The organism is Nonomuraea sp. NPDC003560 (genome assembly GCF_042878785.1).
GTDB lineage: Bacteria > Actinomycetota > Actinomycetes > Streptosporangiales > Streptosporangiaceae > Nonomuraea.
On record NZ_JBIAOF010000004.1, the window covers coordinates 754,356 to 772,541 of the forward strand.

The window sequence follows — 18,186 nt, forward strand, 5'->3', positions numbered from 1 at the left end:
CCGTTCGTGAACACCTACGAGATTTTCACTCTACTGACGTGACCTGCACGGCTTTCCCGACGCCGAATCGTCTTTGTCGCATTTTTAGCCGCGTTACCTTCGGCGCACGCTCCCGCCCCCGTCTGCGGACGCGTGTGCCGGAGCGGTGGCCGGGTGGTCTACCGTCTGATCGTGCTCGCCTCACACCATGTCCCCCGCCCGGCCGCGCACGGCGGGGGCGCGCCATGAGAAGCCTGCGGCTGACGGGCGCCTTCCTGTCCCGGTTCCACCATCCGGCGCAGGTCATCGCGACCGGGTTCGCGGCCCTCATCCTGACCGGCACGGCCCTGCTGACCTCGCCCATGGCCACGGCCACGGGCGAGTCGGCCGGCTGGCTGACCGCGCTGTTCACCGCGACGTCCGCGGCCTGCGTGACCGGCCTGGTCGTGGTGGACACCGCCACCCACTGGTCGGTGGCCGGGGAGGTGGTGATCGCCATGCTGGCCCAGGTGGGCGGGCTGGGCATCATGACGATGGCGACGCTGTTCACCGTCCTGGTCGCGGGCCGGCTGGGGCTGCGCGCCCGCATGTTCGCCCAGGCCGAGACCAAGACGCTGAGCATGTCCGACGTCCGGCGCGTGGTGCGCAACGTGGTCATCTTCAGCCTCGTCTCCGAGCTGATCGTCGGCGCCGTGCTCACCGCGCGCTTCGTCACGGGTTACGGCGAGCCGCTGGGCCGGGCGATGTACCTGGGCTGGTTCCACGCGGTGTCGGCGTTCAACAACGCCGGGTTCGCGCTGTGGCCGGACAATCTGATGCGCTTCGTCACCGACGCGTGGATCTGCCTGCCGATCGCGTTCGCGGTGATCGCGGGCGGGCTGGGCTTCCCGGTGGTGTTCGAGCTGGCCCGCGCCTGGCGCCGGCCCAGCCGATGGTCGGTGCTCACCCGGGTCACCGTCGGGGTGACGCTCGTCCTGCTCGCGGTGGGGACGCTGGTCTTCCTGGTGACCGAGTGGCGCAACCCCAGGACGCTCGGCGGGCTCGACGACTCCGGCAAGCTGCTGGCCGCGTTCTTCACCGGGGTCATGCCGCGGTCGGGCGGGTTCAACAGCCTCGACATCGGCCAGCTCTACCCGAGCAGCCTGCTCGCCACCGACCTGCTGATGTTCATCGGCGGCGGCAGCGCCGGCACGGCGGGCGGCATCAAGGTCACCACGTTCGGGCTGCTGGCGTTCATCATCTGGGCCGAGCTGCGGGGCGAGCCCCGGGTGAACATCGGCCACCGGCGCCTGGCCGAGTCCGCGCAGCGCCAGGTCATCTCGATCACCATGATCGGCGTCGTGCTGGTCGCCGTCTCCACCTACCTGCTGCTCGCCCTCACGCCCCACAGCCTGGACCAGGTGCTGTTCGAGGTGGTCTCGGCGTTCGGCACGAACGGGCTGTCCACCGGCATCACCGCCGACGCCACGCCCGCCGGGCACCTGCTGCTGGCGGCGCTGATGTTCATCGGGCGCATCGGCCCGCTCACGCTGGGTTCCGCGCTCGCCCTGAAGGAGCGCACCCGTCGCTACGAACTACCCGAGGAACGTGTCATCGTTGGCTGACAAGAAGACAGACCCCGTCGTGGTCATCGGCCTGGGCCGGTTCGGCACCTCGCTCGCCCTGGAGCTCACCCGGCGCGGCACCGAGGTCCTGGCCATCGACAACCGGCCCAAGGTCGCCCAGAGCCTGGCCGGGCAGATCACGCACATCGCCACCGCCGACTCCACCGACCTGGAGACGCTGCGGCAGCTCGGCGTGCCCGACTTCTACCGGGCGGTGGTGGCCATCGGCGGCGACCTGGAGGCCAGCATCCTGACCACGTCGCTGCTGATCGAGCTGGAGATCGACGACATCTGGGCCAAGGCCGTCAGCCGCCAGCACGGCCGGATCCTCGGGCGCATCGGCGCCCATCACGTCGTCTTCCCCGAGCACGACATGGGCGAGCGGGTGGCCCACATGGTGACCGGCCGGATGCTGGACTTCATGCAGGTGGACGAGAACTTCGCGATGGCCAAGACCCGGCCGCCCAAGGAGTACATCGGGGTGCCGCTCGGCCGGTCCAACCTGCGCCGCAAGCACGGCGTCACCGTGGTGGCGGTCAAGAGCGCGGAGGAGGAGTTCACCTACGCCGGTTCCGACACCGAGCTGGGGTACGGCGACGTGATCATCGTCTCCGGCCGCACCGAGGACGTCGAACGCTTCGCCGACCTCACCTAGCCGGAGGGTCGTCGGCGGGGCCCAACGGGGCGGGCCGATGTTGGCCGGGGCGACAGGCCCGTCCGGGTCGTGGTTGACGATGATGGGCGGTCCGTCCGACCGGAGGCAGCCACCATGACACCACGTCGTACCCCGTCCGACCGGGCCCGCGAGGCCGCGATGATCGCCGACATCGAGCGGCTCGTACGCTGCGAGTCGCCGTCCGGCGACCTGGCCGCGGTCGCCCGCAGCGCCACGGCCGTGGCCGAGCTGGGCGCCGCCCACCTGGGGGCCGAGGCGGAGCGCGTCGTCATCGACGGGTGCACCCACCTGCGGTGGCGGTTCGGCGGCGAGCCCAGGGTGCTGCTGCTCGGCCACCACGACACGGTGTGGCCGGTCGGCTCGCTGGAGCGGCACCCGTTCGAGGTGCGCGACGGGATGCTGCGCGGGCCGGGCTGCTTCGACATGAAGGCCGGGCTGGTGATGGCCTTCCACGCGCTGGCGGCGCTGGACGACCTGGACGGCGTGACCGTGCTGGTCACCGGCGACGAGGAGCCCGGGTCGCCCACCTCGCGGCGGCTGGTCGAGGACGAGGCGCGCGGCTGCGCGGCGGCGCTGGTCCTGGAGGCGGCCGGTCCCGGCGGGGCGCTCAAGACCGAGCGCAAGGGCGTCTCCCGGTACGAGGTGCAGGTGCGGGGCCGGGCCGCGCACGCCGGGCTGGAGCCGGAACGCGGCGTGAACGCGACGGTCGAGGTGACCCACCAGGTCGCGGCCGTGGCGGCGCTGGCCGATCCCGCGCTGGGCACGACCGTCACCCCGACCCGCCTGGAGTCGGGCACCACGGTCAACACGGTGCCCGCGCGGGCCCGCTTCGACGTGGACGTACGGGTGAGGGACGCCCGCGAGCAGGACCGGGTGGACGCGGCGATGCGCGGGCTGCGTCCGGTGCTGCCCGGCGCGGACGTCACGGTCGGCGGCGGGCCCAACCGGCCGCCGCTCCCTGCGTCGGCGTCGAAGGGCCTGTTCGAGCGGGCGTGCCGGCTCGCCGGCGTCCTCGGGATCGGCCCGCTGACCTCGGTCGCCGTGGGCGGGGCCTCCGACGGCAACTTCACCGCCGGGACGGGCACCCCCACCCTGGACGGCCTGGGCGCGGTCGGCGGCGGCGCGCACGCCGACGACGAGCACGTGCTGGTCGCGGAGCTGCCGGGCCGCACCCGGCTGCTGACGGCCCTGGTCGCCGACCTGCTGGCCGCAGCGCGGTGACCGCCCCTCACAAGGGGGCCCTGGACGCTGTTGTCCGGGCGGACGAACCGGACGCCGCCGCCCGGTGCTCGCCGACCAGCTACGGGACGAAGGCGGCTGCGACCATGACCGGCGTGACTGATCTCATCCGTGACCGTCGCGACTCCCGGCCCGTCGAGGCCGCGTGCGCCGCGGCGCAGGCCGCCGCCGACGGCGCGGGCATCGACATCCGCCCCCTGGACAGCGTCGGCGAGCTGGAAGCCGTCCGCCGCCTGTACGAGCACATCTGGCGCACCGGCGAGAACAACCCCCCGGTGACGGCCGACATGCTGCGCGCGTTGTCGAAGGCGGGCAGCTACGTGAGCGGCGCCTTCGACGGCGACCGGATGGTGGGCGCGTGCTTCGGCTTCTTCTCGCCTCCGGCGCGCGCCGCCCTGCACAGTCACATCGCCGGCGTGCTGGCGGGCATGCAGGGCCGCAACGTCGGGTTCGCCATGAAGCTGCACCAGCGGGCCTGGGCGATGCTGCGCGGCGTCGGCGAGATCTGCTGGACCTACGACCCGCTGGTGCGCCGCAACGCCTACTTCAACCTGGCCAAGCTGGGCGCCGACCCGGCCGAGTACCTGCCGGACTTCTACGGCCCCATGGACGACGACATCAACCGCGCCGACGCCACCGACCGCGTCCTGGTCCGCTGGCGGCTGGGGACGCCCGTCGTCGAGGCGGCCTGCGCGGGCCGTCCGGCCGTGGCGGACGCGGCGGCGGCCAGGGCGGCGGGCGCGGCCGTAACGCTGGAGGCGTCGGCGGCGGGCGGGCCGCTGGTCCGGTACGCCCGCGCGGCCACCGTCCTGGTCGGCGTGCCCGGCGACGTCGAGGCGATGCGCGAGAGCGACCCGGCCCGCGCCGCCGACTGGCGCAGGGCGCTGCGGGACGTGCTGGGCGAGCTGCTCGAACAAGGCGGCCGGGTACGCGGCTTCGACCGGACAGGCTGGTACATCGTGGACAGACAGGAGACGGAGTGAAGATCACCGGTGTGGAGGTCCGCACGGTCGAGATGCCGCTCGTGACGCCGTTCCGCACGTCGTTCGGCACCGAGACGGTACGGCGGGCGGTGCTGGTGCGGGTCGTCACCGGCGAGGCCGAGGGCTGGGGCGAGTGCGGCGCGGGCACGGCGCCCCTGTACTCCTCGGAGTACACCGACGCCGCCGCCGACGCGCTGACCCGGTTCCTGGTCCCGGCGCTGGCCGGCGTGGCGGACCTGGACGCGCACAAGGTCGCCCCGGCGCTGGCGGCGTTCAAGGGGCACCGGATGGCCAAGGCCGCGCTGGAGACGGCGGTCCTGGACGCGGACCTGCGCGCCCGCGGCGTCCCGCTGGCCCACGCGCTCGGGGCGGTGCGCGACAGCGTGCCGTGCGGGGTGTCGGTGGGCATCACCGGGTCGATCCCGGCGCTGCTGGACGCCGTCGCCGAGTACCTGGACGCGGGCTACCTGCGGATCAAGCTGAAGATCGAGCCCGGCTGGGACGTCGAGCCGGTCCGGGCCGTGCGCGAGCGGTTCGGCGACGTCCCGCTCCAGGTGGACGCCAACACCGCCTACGGGCGCGGCGACGCCCGGCACCTGGCCGGGCTGGACCCGTTCGGCCTGCTGCTGATCGAGCAGCCGTTCGCGCAGGACGACCTGCTCGGGCACGCCCGGCTGGCCGAGCGGATCACGACGCCGATCTGCCTGGACGAGTCGATCGTCTCGGCCCGCGCCGCCGCCGACGCGATCGCGCTCGGGGCCTGCCAGGTGGTCAACATCAAGCCGGGCCGGGTCGGCGGCCATCTGGAGGCCCGGCGCATCCACGACGTGTGCGCCGCGCACGACGTCCCGGTGTGGTGCGGCGGCATGCTGGAGACCGGCGTGGGCCGGGCCGCCAACGTGGCGCTCGCCGCGCTGCCCGGGTTCCTGCTGCCCGGCGACACCTCGGCCTCCGACCGCTACTACCGGACCGACCTGACGCCGCCGTTCCGCCTGGAGGACGGCCACCTCGCCGTGCCGACCGGCCCGGGGATCGGCGTCGCCCCGATCCCGGAGGTGCTGGAGGAGGTCACCGTCGCGACGACGTGGGTGCCGATGCCGTCCTGATCTGTTGGTCGGTTCCGACAGGTCGGCCGGTGGCATTTCGTCGTCCCGGACGAACGATGTGCCACCAGGGCGGCGCTAGCGTCGGGAGCGTGCTCGTCCCCGTGACCGGCCTCCCGCGTGCCAGCCTGGGCCGCGTCCTGGAGGAACTCGGTACCACCCTGCTCCAGGCCGTCTGCGGCGACGCCGGGCTCGCCCGCGACATCGGCGGCGTCGTCATCCACGACCCGCTCGACGAGCCCGAGCTGCCCGCCGACGCGCTCGTCCTCGGTGTCGGCCTGCACGACCCGGCCGAGATCGCGCAGGTCGTGACCCGGCTCGGGCGGCACGGCGCCGCCGCGCTGGTCGTCCGCGCGCCCGTCGTCGCCGACGAACGGCTGGTCGCGGCGGCGGGCCGGGCGGGGGTGGCGGTGCTGGCCTTCGCCCGCGGCGCGTCCTGGACGCACCTGGCCGGCATGCTGCGCGAGCTGACCTCCGACGGCGGCCGGCTCGGCCCCGACGCCCACGCCTCGGGCCGGATCGGGTCCGGCGACCTGTTCGCCGTGGCCAACGCCATCGCCGCGCTGCTCGACGCGCCCGTCACCATCGAGGACCGCCACTCGCGGCTGCTGGCCTTCTCCAGCCGCCAGGAGGACACCGACACCTCCCGCGTACGGACGATCCTGGGCCGCCAGGTCCCCGAGCAGTACACCCGCATCCTGGAGGAACGCGGCGTCTTCCAGGCGATCTACCGCAGCGACCGGCCCGTCTTCGTGGCGCCCCTGCCCGACCCCGAGGGCCGGCAGCCGCCCGCGCTGCCCCGGGTGGCGATCGCGGTGCGCGCCGGCGACGAGATCCTCGGCACGATCTGGGTCGTCGTCCCCGAGGCGCTGGGCGAGGAGCGCAGCCAGGCGCTCTACGAGGCGTCCAAGCTGGTCGCGATGCACATGGTGTGGCAGCGCGCCGACGCCGACATGGAACGGCGGCTGCGGGCCGAGCTGCTGGGCACCGCGCTGGAGAGCGGGCCCGGCTCCCTGGAGGCCGCCCGCCGCCTGGGGCTGAAGGACGAGCCCGCGGTCGTCCTGGCGCTCACCGTCGTCGGCCCGGCGGGCGAGAGCCCGCTGCCCGCCCAGCTCGCCGCCGAGCGCAAGCGGCTCGCCGACGCCTTCGCCATGCACCTGTCGGCCGTGCACCCGCGGGCCGCCGCCGCGCTGGTCGGCGACGTCGCCTACGGCATCCTGCCGCTGCCGCAGAACCGGCAGGACGCCGACGAGCGCGCGGTCCTGGTGGCCACCGAGTTCCTGGCCCGGGTCGGCTCCCGGCTGCGCCCGCTGGTCGGGGTGGGCCGGCCGGCCGGGGACAACTCGGCCCTGGCCCGCTCGCGTTCGGGCGCCGACCGGGCGCTGCGCGTGCTGCGCTCGGGCGGCGCCGGGCGGCAGGTGGCCCGCCTGGACGACGTGCACGTGGACGCGCTGCTGCTGGAGCTGGCCGACCTCGTGCCGCGCGGCGACGTCCCCAGCGGGCCGATCGCCCGGGTCGTCGCCTACGACAAGGAGCACCAGACCAGCCTGGTCGAGACGCTGGACGCCTGGCTCGACGCCTTCGGCGACGTCTCGGTGGCCGCCGCCGCGATGTTCGTGCATCCCAACACGTTCCGCTACCGGCTGCGGCGCGCGGCCGAGGTGGGCCGGATCGACCTCGGCTCCCCGGACGCGCGCCTGTCGGCCATGCTGCAGCTGCGCCTGATGTCGATCAGGTCCGCGCCGGACGACTGACCGGGCCGCGCAGGCCGAGCGTGCCGATGAGGAAGGCCAGCCATTCGGCGTCCTGGGCGACCGCCACGTCGTGGGGGGTGGCCGCGCCGTGCCCGGCGTCGTCGAAGACGTGCAGCAGGACGGGCTCGTCCCCCTGCTGGGCAGCCTGGAGGCGGGCGGCGAACTTGCGCGCGTGCCAGGGACGGCAGCGCGGGTCCGTCGCCCCTGCCTGGAGGTAGACCGCGGGGAAGACGCCGGGGCGCACCCGCTCGTACGGCGACATCCGCAGCAGCCGCCGGACCTCCTCGGGGTCGTCCGGGTCGGCCCACGCCTTGCGGATGACGAAGTCGAGGTACGGGTCGCGGGTGCCGCCGATCAGGTCCAGCAGCGGCGCCCGCGGCAGGACGGCCCGCCACAGCTCGGGCCGGCTGGTGACGGCGATCCCGCACATGAGCCCGCCGTCGGAGCCGCCGGTCAGCGCCAGCCGGTCGGCGGCCGTCACGCCCTCGGCGATCAGGTGCTCGGCGACGGCCACCAGGTCGGAGTCGCGGACGTGCCGCCGCTCCCGGTGCGCGGCCCGGTACCAGTCCCCGCCGAACTCGCCGCCGCCGCGCAGGTACGCCTGCACCAGCACGCCCCCGGCGGCGACGAAGGCGGCCAGGTCCGGCTGGTACTGGGGAAGCAGGGGCACGTTGGCCGCCCCGTACGCCGAGACGAGCACCGGCGCGGGCCGCGCCGGGTCGAGACCGGCCGGGCGCACCACGTGGTACGGCACCGCGACCCCGTCGGCCGCCACCGCCTGCCCCTCTTCCACCTCGGCGTCGAGCGTGACCGCCGGGGCCGACAGGGTGTGCGGCGCGCCCTGGCCGGGCCGGTGCCGGTAGACGCCCCAGGAGCTGGTCAGCGTGGAGAAGGCGAAGACGAAGTCGGCCGCGGGCACGCCGGTGGCCAGGGCGGTCAGGGCGAAGAAGGGGGCGGCGAGCGCGCCCCGGCCGGGCAGCGGCACCTCCCCGGCGACGGCGCCCGCGCGGTCGAGGATCCGCACCCGGGCGAACGTCCGGTCGAACTCGCTGAGGTACAGGTGCTCGCCGACGGGCGTGAGCGAGCGCAGCACGGTCTCGCCCTCGGGGACCAGCTCCGTCCATCCCGACGGGTCGTCCGGGTCGGCGGCGTCGAGCGGGATGGCGACCACCCGGCCGCGCGGCGCGCCGACGTCGGTCACCGCCACGTAGCGGTCGCCGACGACGTGACCGGCGACCGTGCCGGCGCAGCGGGTGACGAAGGACCGCCACGCGGACCCGGGCACGGACAGGTCGCGGACGGCGCACGGGATCGGGCTGCCCACCCGGTGCGCGGCCACGGCCCAGCGGCCGTCCGGGGAGAACTGGACGAGCGTGTACTCCCGCGAGCCCGCCGGGACCGGGATCGGCTCCACAACGGTCTCCCCCGGCGTCCCGAGGCGATGGCTGAACACGGCCTGCCGGAACTCCTCCGGGGGGCCGGTGAGCGCGAGGAAGGAGAAGCCGCCGCTGTCGGGCGTCCAGGAGACGCCGCCGGCCCACGCGCTGTGCAGGACCTGGCCGGGCTCGTCGAGCGTGCGGCCGGTGTCCACCTCGACGAGCCGGATGGTGTTGTGCTCGCTGCCGTCGGTGCACACGCCCAGGGCCAGGACGCGGCCGTCCGGGGAGGGCGCCAGCCAGGACAGCACCGCGTCCTGCGCGCCGCCGAACCGCGCCAGGTCGGCCACCGTCCGGCCGGGGCCGTAGGGCTCGTCGGCGACGACCACGGTGGACGCCGTCCCGCCGGGCGGGGTGACCGGGCGGAACCAGCGGCCGGCCGCGTGCCTGGGCAGGGCCGGGCGGGATCCGGCGTCGAAGGCCAGGATCAGGTCCCGGACGGCCGCCGGGTCCTGCCCGTCGTAGGCGACGGCGGCGGCCAGCTCGGCCTGCCGCCGCTGCCACCGCCGCACCTCGGGCGTCTCCTCCTCCAGCCACCGGTACGGATCGGGCACGCGGACGCCCGCGACGTCCTGGACGACCTCGACGGTGCGCGCGGGCGGATAGGAAAGGGTCACGACAACTCCGGCGATTCAGGACGGGCAGGACGGGCGGCGGCGAACTCGGCCTGGAGCCGTTCGAACGCGCCGGGGACCCGGCTGACCCGGCGGACGTGGATCAGGGCGTCGTAGGCGGCCGGGAAGTCGTCCACCGGGTCGAGGCCGCCGCCGGCAAGCGTGCCGTCGATCCCGTCGAACAGCTCGCCCGGCGCGCGGCGCAGGTCGACGACGGTCACGGGCGGGCCGAGCCGGTCCAGCGGCGCCTCGACGCAGTTCGGGGGCAGGGTGCGCGCCTCCAGCGAGACGTCGCAGTCGAACGGGCGCGGGGAGCGCTGCGTAAAGCGCACCTCCGGGCCGGAGCCGTAGGTCGTGCCGACGACGACCATGTCGTCTCCCAGGGACGCGGCGAGCAGGCCGCCCAGCGTCGGCCGGCCATGGAAGGGCGAGCGCCGGACGTGCGAGTTGTGGGCGCTGACGACGATCCGCTGCTCCCGTTCGAGCACCCATTCCACGGTCTCGGCCATGAACCGGTCCCGGGGATAGGGCGCGCCCGCCGGCCCGGCCTCCCCCGCCTCGGCCTCGTCGGCGAAGGCCTGGAGGGAGGCCGCGCACCGGCGCAGCACCGGGTCCGCCGACCCGAGCGCGCGCCCGGCCAGCTCGCGCAGCCCCGCGAGCAGGCGGGCCCGGCCCGCGGCGGGCATGGCCGCGTACCGGACCGCCGCCTCGGTACGGCCGCCGAGGTCGCTCAGGATCAGCAGCTCCTCGTCGCCCGGCCCGGCCGGCATGCGGTCCAGGCACGCGCGCACGGCCGGACCGGGCGAGGTGGACGAGCCGGGCAGGTCCATGCCGTAGAAGGAGACCCGCCCCGGGCCCGCCGAGTTGCGGCGGCGCATCCAGCGCAGCTGCCGCCGCATCGGCTCGCACTCGCCGAACCGGTAGGTGATGCCGTCGCGGGCGACCGTCGCGGCCGCGCCGGGCCCGCCGTGGACCCAGGCGTCCACGGCCAGCCCCTCGGCGAAGCCGGACTCCATCACGAACGCCGAGAACCCCAGCTCGCGGACGAGGATGCGGAACAGCCGGTCCTTGAGCCGGTAGAACTCGGTGACGTTGTGCGCCCCCTCGCCGACGGCCACCACGCGGGCGTCGCCGACCAGCTCGCGCAGCGTGCGGGCGTCCGCGACGGCGGCGGCGGCCGGGTCGAGGTGGCGCAGCGGCCGGGCGAAGGCGTCGCGCGTCATGCGTGGAAGTACCAGAGCTCGGGCGTGTACAGGTAGCTGAGCAGCGCCCGGAACGACGACTGCGGGCCGGACAGCGTGTCCTTCCACACGACCAGGGTGTGCGGGGTCGGGAAGAACAGCACGGGCAGCTCCTGGGCGATCTTGGTCACCTCGGCCGACAGGGCCCCGGCGTCGGCGCCGAAGGTCGAGGCGTCGATGAGCCGGTCCACCTCGTCGTCGCGGTAGCCGCCCAGGTTGAAGCTGCCCTTGGCGTTGAACACCGTGTTGCTGCTGGGGTAACCGGCCGCCAGGTAGAGCGGCCCGTAGTCCTGCATCGCCCACTCGTTCTTGTTCGCGGGCGCGAAGGTGTTGCCGTAGTTGGCGTACATGTAGGTGAGGGACTTGGTGACGATCTTGACCTCGACGCCGAGCTTCTTGGCCGCCGAGGCGAAGGCGACGTCCCGGGCGCCGACGTAGGCGGGGGTGTTCGCGGAGGCCAGGGTGAAGCTGATCTTCTGGCCGCGCGGGATGCCCGCGCCGCACTCGCCCGGCCCGGTGCCGGGCCGCACGCAGGTGGTGGCGCCGTTCGGGACCACCTGCCAGCCGTTGTCGGTGAGCAGCTTGGCCGCCGCCGCCGGGTCGTGCGGGTACGGCGGCGCGTCGCCGAACGCCGGCGGGTACGGCGAGCCGCTGCCCGCGGTGCTGTAGTTGGGCGAGCCGGCGCCGTTGTAGATGCCCCGGCCGGCGATGTAGCCCGGCTGGTCGATCAGGCGCTGGAGGGCCTGCCGGACGTACGGCTGCGCGACGATCTTGTCGAAGCCGTTGACGGTGTTGCCGAAGTTGATGGTCAGCGAGTCGAAGCGGGCGGGCGCGGGCGCGCCGTAGACGTTGAACCCCTTGGCCTTCAGCGCGCCGATCTGCGTGATGAAGCTGGAGTCGAGCGTGCCGACGGTCAGGTTCCCCGCCTTGAACTGGTTGAGCACCGCGGCGGCCGAGGTGAACGCCTTGAAGTCGACCTGGTCGAGCCGCGAGTCACCGGGCCCGCTGTAGGACTCGTTGGGCGCCAGCGAGAACGAGCCGGTCGTCGGGTCGAAGCTCTTGAGCCGGAACGGGCCGTTCACCACCTGCCACAGCGGGTTCGTGGCGAACGTGGACTGCGACTCCGACTCCTTGGTGAGGTACTTGTAGATCGCCGTGGCGTTCTTCGGCTTGGTGTAGTCGAGGTGCGGGCCGCCCGCGCGGTCGATGTCCCACGCCTTGGACGGCATCACGTACAGCAGCGTCAGCATCGACATCAGGTACGACGGGTTGTACGCCGTCTCCAGTTCGAGGGTCAGCGTGTCGGGCGCGGCGGCCTTGGCGGTGACCCCGTCGGGGAACTGGCCCGGGGTGTAGAAGCTCCAGTTGGCCGGGCTCTCCGCGAGCGCCGCCTTGAGCAGCGTCAGGGAGAAGACGACGTCACCGGCGGTGACCGGGTTGCCGTCGGACCACTTGTAGTCCTTCATCTTGATGGTCACGGTCTTGCGGTCGGTGCTGTAGGCGGGCGGCTCGGCCAGGCTCAGCTCGGCGTCGGCCACCTGGTCGCCCTCGCCGCTGGGCCGGTAGAGGGAGCGCCACATCAGGCCGCGGGCGATGACGGTCCCGTTGGCGGCGGCCGGCGGGTAGGGGTAGATGTAGTTCGGGCTGAGGCCGGGGGTCAGCGCGACGGTGACCGTGCCGCCGTCCTTGGGCTTGCCCGACTGCGCCGGCTGGCTGGCGTACTCCGCGGCGGGGTCCTTCGCGGCGCCCCCGCCGCCGGTGCACGCTGTGGCGAGCACCGCCACCGCGGCGGCGAGCGCCACCGCCAGGCGTGCTCGCTGCTTTCCGGACACGTGCGTCATTGCAGGCTCCCTACATGTGGGGGTGGAGATGTCAGTCGGCGTTCATCGGTCGGCGGACGTCAGTCGGCCCGGCGCCCGACGGCGTCGCGCAGGGCGTCGGCGAGCAGGTTGAGCGCCAGCACCGTCAGGACGATGCAGCCCCCGACCGGGTAGATCAGCCACCAGTAGTCGGCCGAGATGTAGGCGACGCCGCCGGCGAGCTGGCTGCCCCAGTCCTCGGTCGGGTACGTCAGCCCGAACCCGAGGAAGCCCAGCGCCGCCACGACCAGGATCGCGTCGGCGACCTGGAACGTGATGTTGACGATGATCACGCCGAGCGCGTTCGGGATCAGGTGGGTGAGGATGAGCCGCCGGCGGGAGGCGCCCATCACCCGCGCGGCCAGCACGAACTCCCGCACCCGCAGCGTCAGCACCTCGCCGCGGACCAGCCGGGCGGAGACCAGCCAGGAGAACCCGCCGATGACCAGGCTCAGCGACAGCGCGTCGGCGTGGAAGCGGGCCGACAGGATCAGGACGAAGAACAGGAACGGCACCGAGAGCATGACGTCGACCAGGCGCATGAGGAAGCCGTCCACGACGCCGCCGGCCAGGCCGGCGACCGCGCCGTACAGGGTGCCGATCGCGGTGGCGAACAGGGCGGCGAGCAGGCCGATCTGCAGCGACAGGCGGCCGCCGGCCATCAGCCGGCCGAGCACGTCGAAGCCGTTGGCGTCCGTGCCGAGCGGATGGCCGGGGCCGGGCGGCAGGGCCGCGTTGACCAGGTCCACGTCGATCTGGTTGGTGCGGTAGAGCAGCGGCCCGAGGAAGCAGAACCCGGCGATCAGCAGCAGGAGCAGGCCGCCGGTCAGGCCGAGCGGGCTGCGCCGCAGCCCGCGCAGCACCGAGCGCCGGCTCCGCGCCGGGACGGCCTCGGCCTCGGGCCGGGCCTCCACGTTCTGTGTGGTCATTTCGTCAGCTCGATTCGGCGGTCGGCGGCGGCGACCACGAGGTCGGCGACGAAGTTGCCGGCCACGGTCAGGACGCCCCCGACGAGGGTGTAGGCGAGCAGCACCGGATAGTCCTCGCGTTGCAGGCTGTTGAGGAACAACAGGCCGAGGCCGGGATAGTTGAACAGCGACTCGACGATCAGGTTGCCCGCCAGGAGGGTGGGGATGAGCGTGCCGACCAGGGTGACCAGCGGCAGGCAGGCGTTGCGCAGCAGGTGGCGCAGCAGGATCAGCCGCTCGGGCAGACCCTTGGCCCGCGCCACCCGGATGTAGTCCTGGCCGAGCTGGTCCAGGGCCGAGGAGCGCTGGTACTGCGCGAAGACCGCGACGCTCGCCGCGGCCAGCGTGATGACCGGCAGCGCCATCGCCCGCGGATCGGTGAGCACGACCCAGGGCGAGTGCGACTGGGACGCCTCCGCCGGGAAGATCGGCAGCGCCTGGCTGAAGACGGCGATGAGGATCAGCCCGAGCAGGAACGACGGCGTCGCGTAGAGCACGTACGAGACCGCCGTGAGCAGCCGGTCGGCGACGCTGTTGCGCCGGACCGCCTGCAGCACGCCGAGCGGCACGGCGATCACCAGCGCCACCGCCAGGCCGGCCGCCGAGAGCATCGCGCTGCGGCCGGCGTTCTGCCCGAGCAGGGTGGCCACGTTCTCGTTCAGCTTGTACGACCTGCCCAGGTCTCCCCGGGCGAGCTGGCCCAGGTAACCGACGTACTGGGCGAGGACCGGGCGGTCGTACCCGTGCTGCCGGTTGAAGTCGGCGACCGCCTCGGGCGAGGCGCGCTGCCCCAGGACCACCCGCCCGGGGCTGTCCGAGACGAGGTGCAGCAGCAGGAACACCACCGCGGAGATGCCGAGCAGGACGACGACCGAGATCGCCAGGCGCCGGACGACGTACCAGGTCATGACCGGGAGGCTCCCTTCAGCGGGGTGGCCGCGGGTTCGAGCGGCTGGAGCGGGTGGTGGCAGGCGACCTGGTGGCTGCCGGTGACCGGCCGCGGAAGGGGCTCGGCCTGGGCGCACAGGTCGTCGGCCAGGGCGCAGCGGGTGCGGAAGCGGCAGCCGCTGGGCGGGTCGATCGGGCTCGGCAGCTCGCCGCGCACGCGTTCGCCGCGCGGCTGCCGGGCCTGCGGGTCCGCGTCGGGGACGGCGGCCAGCAGGCCGGCGGTATAGGGGTGGGCGGGGGCGCCGTACACCTCTTCGGTGGTGCCGGTCTCGACCAGCTTGCCCAGGTACATGACGCCGACCCGGTCGGCCAGGTACCGCACGACGGCGAGGTCGTGCGAGATCACCACGCTGCTGAGGCCGCGTTCGAGCTGGATGGCGCGCATGAGGTTGAGCACCTGGGAGCGGATGGACACGTCCAGGGCGCTGACCGGCTCGTCGGCGACCAGCACCGCCGGGTCCAAGGCCAGGGCGCGGGCCAGGTTCACCCGCTGCCGCTGCCCGCCCGACAGCTCATGGGGGTAGCGGTCCATGACGCCCGCGGGAAGGCCGACGTCCCGCAGCAGCTCGCGGGCGCGGGCCGTGCGGTGGGCGCGGTCGCCCGCGCCCTGGATCGCCAGCGGCTCGCGCAGGATCGTGCCGATGCGCATGCGGGGGTCGAGGGCGGCACCGGAGTCCTGGAACATCATCTGCAGCCGGCTCCGGCGCGGGCCGAGCGCCCGCGCGCCCATCCGGCTGACCGGCTCGCCGTCGAAGATCACCTCGCCGGAGGTGGGCCGGTCGAGGGCGACCAGCATCCTGCCCAGGGTGGACTTCCCGCACCCCGACTCGCCGACCAGCCCGAACGTCTCCCCCGCCGCCACCTCGAAGCTCACGCCGGAGACCGCCTTGAGGGTGCGGCGCGCGCCGAACAGGCCCCTGCCGCCGACCGGGTACTCGCGCCTGAGGTCGACGACGCGCAACCGCGGCGCGCGCTCCGCAGCCGCCGCGGGCTCCACCGGGCGGGTGCGGAAGCGGCTCTGCACCCGGTCTGCCGGTCCGGTGGCCGGGTGGTGGCAGGCGTGGACGTGCCCGTCGTCTTCGACGGCGGGGGCCGGACGCTCCTCGCGGCACCGGTCGGTGGCGGCGTCGCAGCGCGGCGCGAACGGGCAACCGGGACCGGCCGCGGTCAGGTCGGGCGGCGCGCCGGGGATGCTGAACAGCCGCTCGTCCCGGTCGTGGGTGAGTGAGGGGATCGAGGCCAGCAGCGCGTGCGTGTAGCGGTGCCGGGTCCGGGCGAAGAGCACGGGGGTGGGGGCGGTCTCGGCCAGGCGGCCGGCGTACATGACGCCGACACGGTCGGCGTGCCGGGCGATGACGCCCATGTCGTGGGTGATGAGGATCATCGACATGCCGAGCCGGGAGCGCAGGCCGTCCAGGAGGTCGAGGATCTCGGCCTGGATGGTGACGTCGAGCGCCGTGGTGGGCTCGTCGGCGATGACGACCCGCGGCTCGCAGGCCAGCGCCATCGCGATCATCACGCGCTGCCGCATGCCGCCGGAGAGCTGGTGCGGGTAGTCGTCCATGCGCTCGGCCGGGCGGGGCAGGCCGACCAGGGCGAGCACCTCGGCGGCGCGGTCGCGGGCGGCCCGCCTGGAGGCGCCGTGGTGCAGCCGGACCGGCTCGGCGACCTGCTCGCCGATGCGCCGGGTCGGGTTCAGCGCCGTCAGCGAGTCCTGGAACACCATCGCGATCTCGTTGCCGCGCAGGGCCCGGTAGCGCGCGGCGGGCAGGCCGACCAGCTCCTCGCCGCCGAAGTCGATCGAGCCGCCGGTCACCCGGCCGCCGGCCGGCAGCATGCCCATGATCGCGAGACCGGTCATGGACTTGCCGGACCCGGTCTCGCCGACGATCCCCAGGGTCTCGCCGCGGTTCAGCACCAGACTGACGTCCGAGACCGGGCGGACGACCCTGTCGCCGCGCCGGATCTCGACCGACAGATCCCGGATCGCCAGCACGCGATCGCTCTCCAAATCCATCCGACGATAGTGGGACCCGCGTCCCCGGCGGTGTTCGTCGCGGACATCGAACGTTGGGGCGGGGGTTCGTCCGGGCGTACCAACTGATCAGCGCGGTGCGGGGACGGGGGCGGGCATGAGGACGGCCCGCCGGCGCTGTGCGCGGGCGGGCCGTCCTCGGTGCGGTGGTTCAGCCGGACGTGCGGCGGTCGGCGCGGCCGTCGTGCAGGTAGAGGGCGCGGCCGGTCCCGTCGTCGCCGAGGAAGGCGATCGGCGCGTGCGCGCCGCGCTCGGGTTCGAGGGGGATCAGCACGTCGTCGCGCCAGGCGGCCAGCTCGGTGCGGTACGGCACCTCGTCCAGGTCGGCGGTGATCCCCACGGGCGTCCGGCGCAGCCACAGCCGCCCGGCGCCGTCCAGGGTCACCTCCGTCTCGCAGGTGCTCGACGTGTACGTGCCGGCGTACCGGGCGGCGTTCGCGGGCGGGACGGGGGCCGGGCCGGGCGCCGGGGGCGCGGGCACCTCGACCCCGCCCAGCTCGCCCAGCACGCGGCCGGTGATCTCGGCGAACACGGGCCGCGTCCGGCCGCCGTTGGCGACGACGACCACGGCCACGTCGCGGCCCGGCGCCACGCGCAGGCACGCCGCCTGGCCGACGGTGCTGCCGTCGTGGCCGAAGACCGCGCCGCCGGGCCGGTCGAAGAGCTCCCAGCCCAGGCCCCAGGCCGTGCCCTGGGCGAAGTCGGGCAGCCTGACCTGCGGCCGCCGCATCTCCGCGACGCTCGCCGCGCTCAGCACACGGGCGCCGTTCGGGCCGGTGCCGCCGGCGAGGTGCATGCGGGCGAAGGCCAGCAGGTCACGCGGCGGCATCGCCAGCATCGACCCGGCGGGCGCGTTCGAGCGGGCCAGCGCCCACACCGGGGTCGGCCGGTACGGGCCGTCCGGCGTGCGCTGGACGTGGCCGACCGCCGTGCGGTGCACGATCGCCTCGTACGGGTCGCAGGCGGCGTGGGTCATGCCGAGCGGCGTGAGCAGGTGATCGCGCAGGCACGCGTCGAACGGCTTGCCCCGCACGACCTCGATGATCCGGCCCAGCACGCAGTAGCCGGCGTTGTTGTAGGAGAACATCTCGCCGGGCTCGAACAGCTGCGGCACGTCGTGCAGGACGTCCAGGAACCGTTCGACGCAGTCGTCGCCCTTGCCGGTGTCGGTGAAGACGTCCCCCTCGAAGCCCGCGACGTGGCACATGAGCTGGCGCGGGGTGATCCGCCGGGCGGCCCGCTCGTCGCCGATCCGGAACGCCGGGAGGCGGTCGCGCACGGGCGCGTCCAGGTCGAGCAGGCCCTCGTCGGCCAGTTGCATGGCCAGCGTCGCGGTCAGCACCTTGGTGATCGAGCCGATCTGGAACAGGGAGCCGGGGGTCGCCTCGACGCTCGTCGCCGTGCTCAGCGTCCCGGCCGCGACCTCGACCGTCCGGCCGCCCGCGTGGACCGCCACGGCGGCCCCGGGTACCTGGTTCTCGGCGAGCAGTCCCGCCAGCCGGTGACGCAGCCACGCATCGATCTCCTCCAGCTCCGGCACCGGTGTCCCCCCTGGTCGACTCCGCCCGACCCTAGAGCCGGCGGGGACCGCCCGGTTCGTCCACCGCCACTATGACGCCTCGGGTTCTTCGTCGGAACGACCCAGACCGATGTGATCTGTGACAGATATTTCAGTATTGCCTGACTCGCTGTCATATGCGATGTTCCGCTCACAAGCCGCATGAGCACAGCTCATGTCACCCCCGGA

General features: G+C 74.1%; 13 protein-coding genes. 6 read left to right on the forward strand and 7 right to left on the reverse strand.

The features are described 5' to 3' along the window. Positions 1-224: 224 nt before the first annotated feature. The 6 genes from ACFYUV_RS19720 to ACFYUV_RS19745 all read left to right on the forward strand — a co-directional run bounded on the left by ACFYUV_RS19720 (position 225) and on the right by ACFYUV_RS19745 (position 7,338). Positions 225-1,583: a TrkH family potassium uptake protein gene (locus tag ACFYUV_RS19720; protein ID WP_387670163.1), complete on the forward strand. Its 1,359-nt coding sequence runs from the start codon at positions 225-227 to the stop codon at positions 1,581-1,583. Continuing rightward, positions 1,576-2,238 carry a TrkA family potassium uptake protein gene (locus ACFYUV_RS19725; RefSeq protein ID WP_352326306.1) on the forward strand — a complete coding sequence of 221 codons (663 nt, stop codon included), beginning with the start codon at positions 1,576-1,578 and terminating at the stop codon, positions 2,236-2,238. The genes ACFYUV_RS19720 and ACFYUV_RS19725 overlap by 8 nt, the downstream gene beginning before the upstream one ends. 114 nt (positions 2,239-2,352) lie before the next feature. Further along, positions 2,353-3,480, forward strand: a complete 1,128-nt coding sequence (locus tag ACFYUV_RS19730) for a M20 family metallopeptidase (RefSeq protein WP_387670165.1) — start codon at positions 2,353-2,355, stop codon at positions 3,478-3,480. A 113-nt stretch (positions 3,481-3,593) separates the two neighbouring features. Next, positions 3,594-4,481, forward strand: coding sequence for a GNAT family N-acetyltransferase (locus ACFYUV_RS19735; protein ID WP_387670167.1), 888 nt, complete (start codon positions 3,594-3,596; stop codon positions 4,479-4,481). Beyond that, complete coding sequence (gene menC / locus ACFYUV_RS19740) at positions 4,478-5,587, forward strand: o-succinylbenzoate synthase (protein ID WP_387670169.1); 1,110 nt, start codon at positions 4,478-4,480, stop codon at positions 5,585-5,587. The genes ACFYUV_RS19735 and menC overlap by 4 nt, the downstream gene beginning before the upstream one ends. A gap of 89 nt (positions 5,588-5,676) precedes the next feature. Next, a complete protein-coding gene (locus tag ACFYUV_RS19745; RefSeq protein ID WP_387670171.1) occupies positions 5,677-7,338 on the forward strand; it encodes a PucR family transcriptional regulator in 1,662 nt (553 codons plus the stop codon). Here ACFYUV_RS19745 and ACFYUV_RS19750 read toward each other — a convergent pair. The 7 genes from ACFYUV_RS19750 to ACFYUV_RS19780 all read right to left on the reverse strand — a co-directional run bounded on the left by ACFYUV_RS19750 (position 7,316) and on the right by ACFYUV_RS19780 (position 17,979). Beyond that, positions 7,316-9,391 (reverse strand): prolyl oligopeptidase family serine peptidase, encoded by a 2,076-nt coding sequence (locus tag ACFYUV_RS19750; RefSeq protein WP_387670173.1) that lies wholly within the window; start codon positions 9,389-9,391, stop codon positions 7,316-7,318. The genes ACFYUV_RS19745 and ACFYUV_RS19750 overlap by 23 nt on opposite strands. Beyond that, positions 9,388-10,611 (reverse strand): erythromycin esterase family protein, encoded by a 1,224-nt coding sequence (locus ACFYUV_RS19755; protein WP_387670175.1) that lies wholly within the window; start codon positions 10,609-10,611, stop codon positions 9,388-9,390. Before ACFYUV_RS19755 ends, ACFYUV_RS19750 begins: the two co-directional genes overlap by 4 nt. Then, positions 10,608-12,470, reverse strand: coding sequence for an ABC transporter substrate-binding protein (locus tag ACFYUV_RS19760; protein ID WP_387670177.1), 1,863 nt, complete (start codon positions 12,468-12,470; stop codon positions 10,608-10,610). Before ACFYUV_RS19760 ends, ACFYUV_RS19755 begins: the two co-directional genes overlap by 4 nt. A gap of 59 nt (positions 12,471-12,529) precedes the next feature. Then, on the reverse strand, positions 12,530-13,417 hold the full coding sequence (locus tag ACFYUV_RS19765; RefSeq protein WP_352353874.1) for an ABC transporter permease: 888 nt from the start codon (positions 13,415-13,417) through the stop codon (positions 12,530-12,532). After that, on the reverse strand, positions 13,414-14,364 hold the full coding sequence (locus tag ACFYUV_RS19770; RefSeq protein ID WP_358293491.1) for an ABC transporter permease: 951 nt from the start codon (positions 14,362-14,364) through the stop codon (positions 13,414-13,416). Before ACFYUV_RS19770 ends, ACFYUV_RS19765 begins: the two co-directional genes overlap by 4 nt. Next, on the reverse strand, positions 14,361-16,421 hold the full coding sequence (locus ACFYUV_RS19775) for a dipeptide ABC transporter ATP-binding protein (RefSeq protein WP_387670180.1): 2,061 nt from the start codon (positions 16,419-16,421) through the stop codon (positions 14,361-14,363). Before ACFYUV_RS19775 ends, ACFYUV_RS19770 begins: the two co-directional genes overlap by 4 nt. A gap of 169 nt (positions 16,422-16,590) precedes the next feature. Beyond that, on the reverse strand, positions 16,591-17,979 hold the full coding sequence (locus tag ACFYUV_RS19780; protein ID WP_387670182.1) for a serine hydrolase domain-containing protein: 1,389 nt from the start codon (positions 17,977-17,979) through the stop codon (positions 16,591-16,593). Positions 17,980-18,186: the final 207 nt, after the last annotated feature.

What these genes read in the sequence shown, in the direction of transcription:
- ACFYUV_RS19720 (WP_387670163.1), top strand. Translation starts at nt 225, where the DNA reads ATGAGAAGCCTGCGGCTGACGGGCGCCTTCCTGTCCCGGTTCCACCAT.
- ACFYUV_RS19730 (WP_387670165.1), top strand. Translation starts at nt 2,353, where the DNA reads ATGACACCACGTCGTACCCCGTCCGACCGGGCCCGCGAGGCCGCGATG.
- ACFYUV_RS19755 (WP_387670175.1), bottom strand. Translation starts at nt 10,611, where the DNA reads ATGACGCGCGACGCCTTCGCCCGGCCGCTGCGCCACCTCGACCCGGCC.
- ACFYUV_RS19760 (WP_387670177.1), bottom strand. Translation starts at nt 12,470, where the DNA reads ATGACGCACGTGTCCGGAAAGCAGCGAGCACGCCTGGCGGTGGCGCTC.
- ACFYUV_RS19765 (WP_352353874.1), bottom strand. Translation starts at nt 13,417, where the DNA reads ATGACCACACAGAACGTGGAGGCCCGGCCCGAGGCCGAGGCCGTCCCG.
- ACFYUV_RS19770 (WP_358293491.1), bottom strand. Translation starts at nt 14,364, where the DNA reads ATGACCTGGTACGTCGTCCGGCGCCTGGCGATCTCGGTCGTCGTCCTG.
- ACFYUV_RS19775 (WP_387670180.1), bottom strand. Translation starts at nt 16,421, where the DNA reads ATGGATTTGGAGAGCGATCGCGTGCTGGCGATCCGGGATCTGTCGGTC.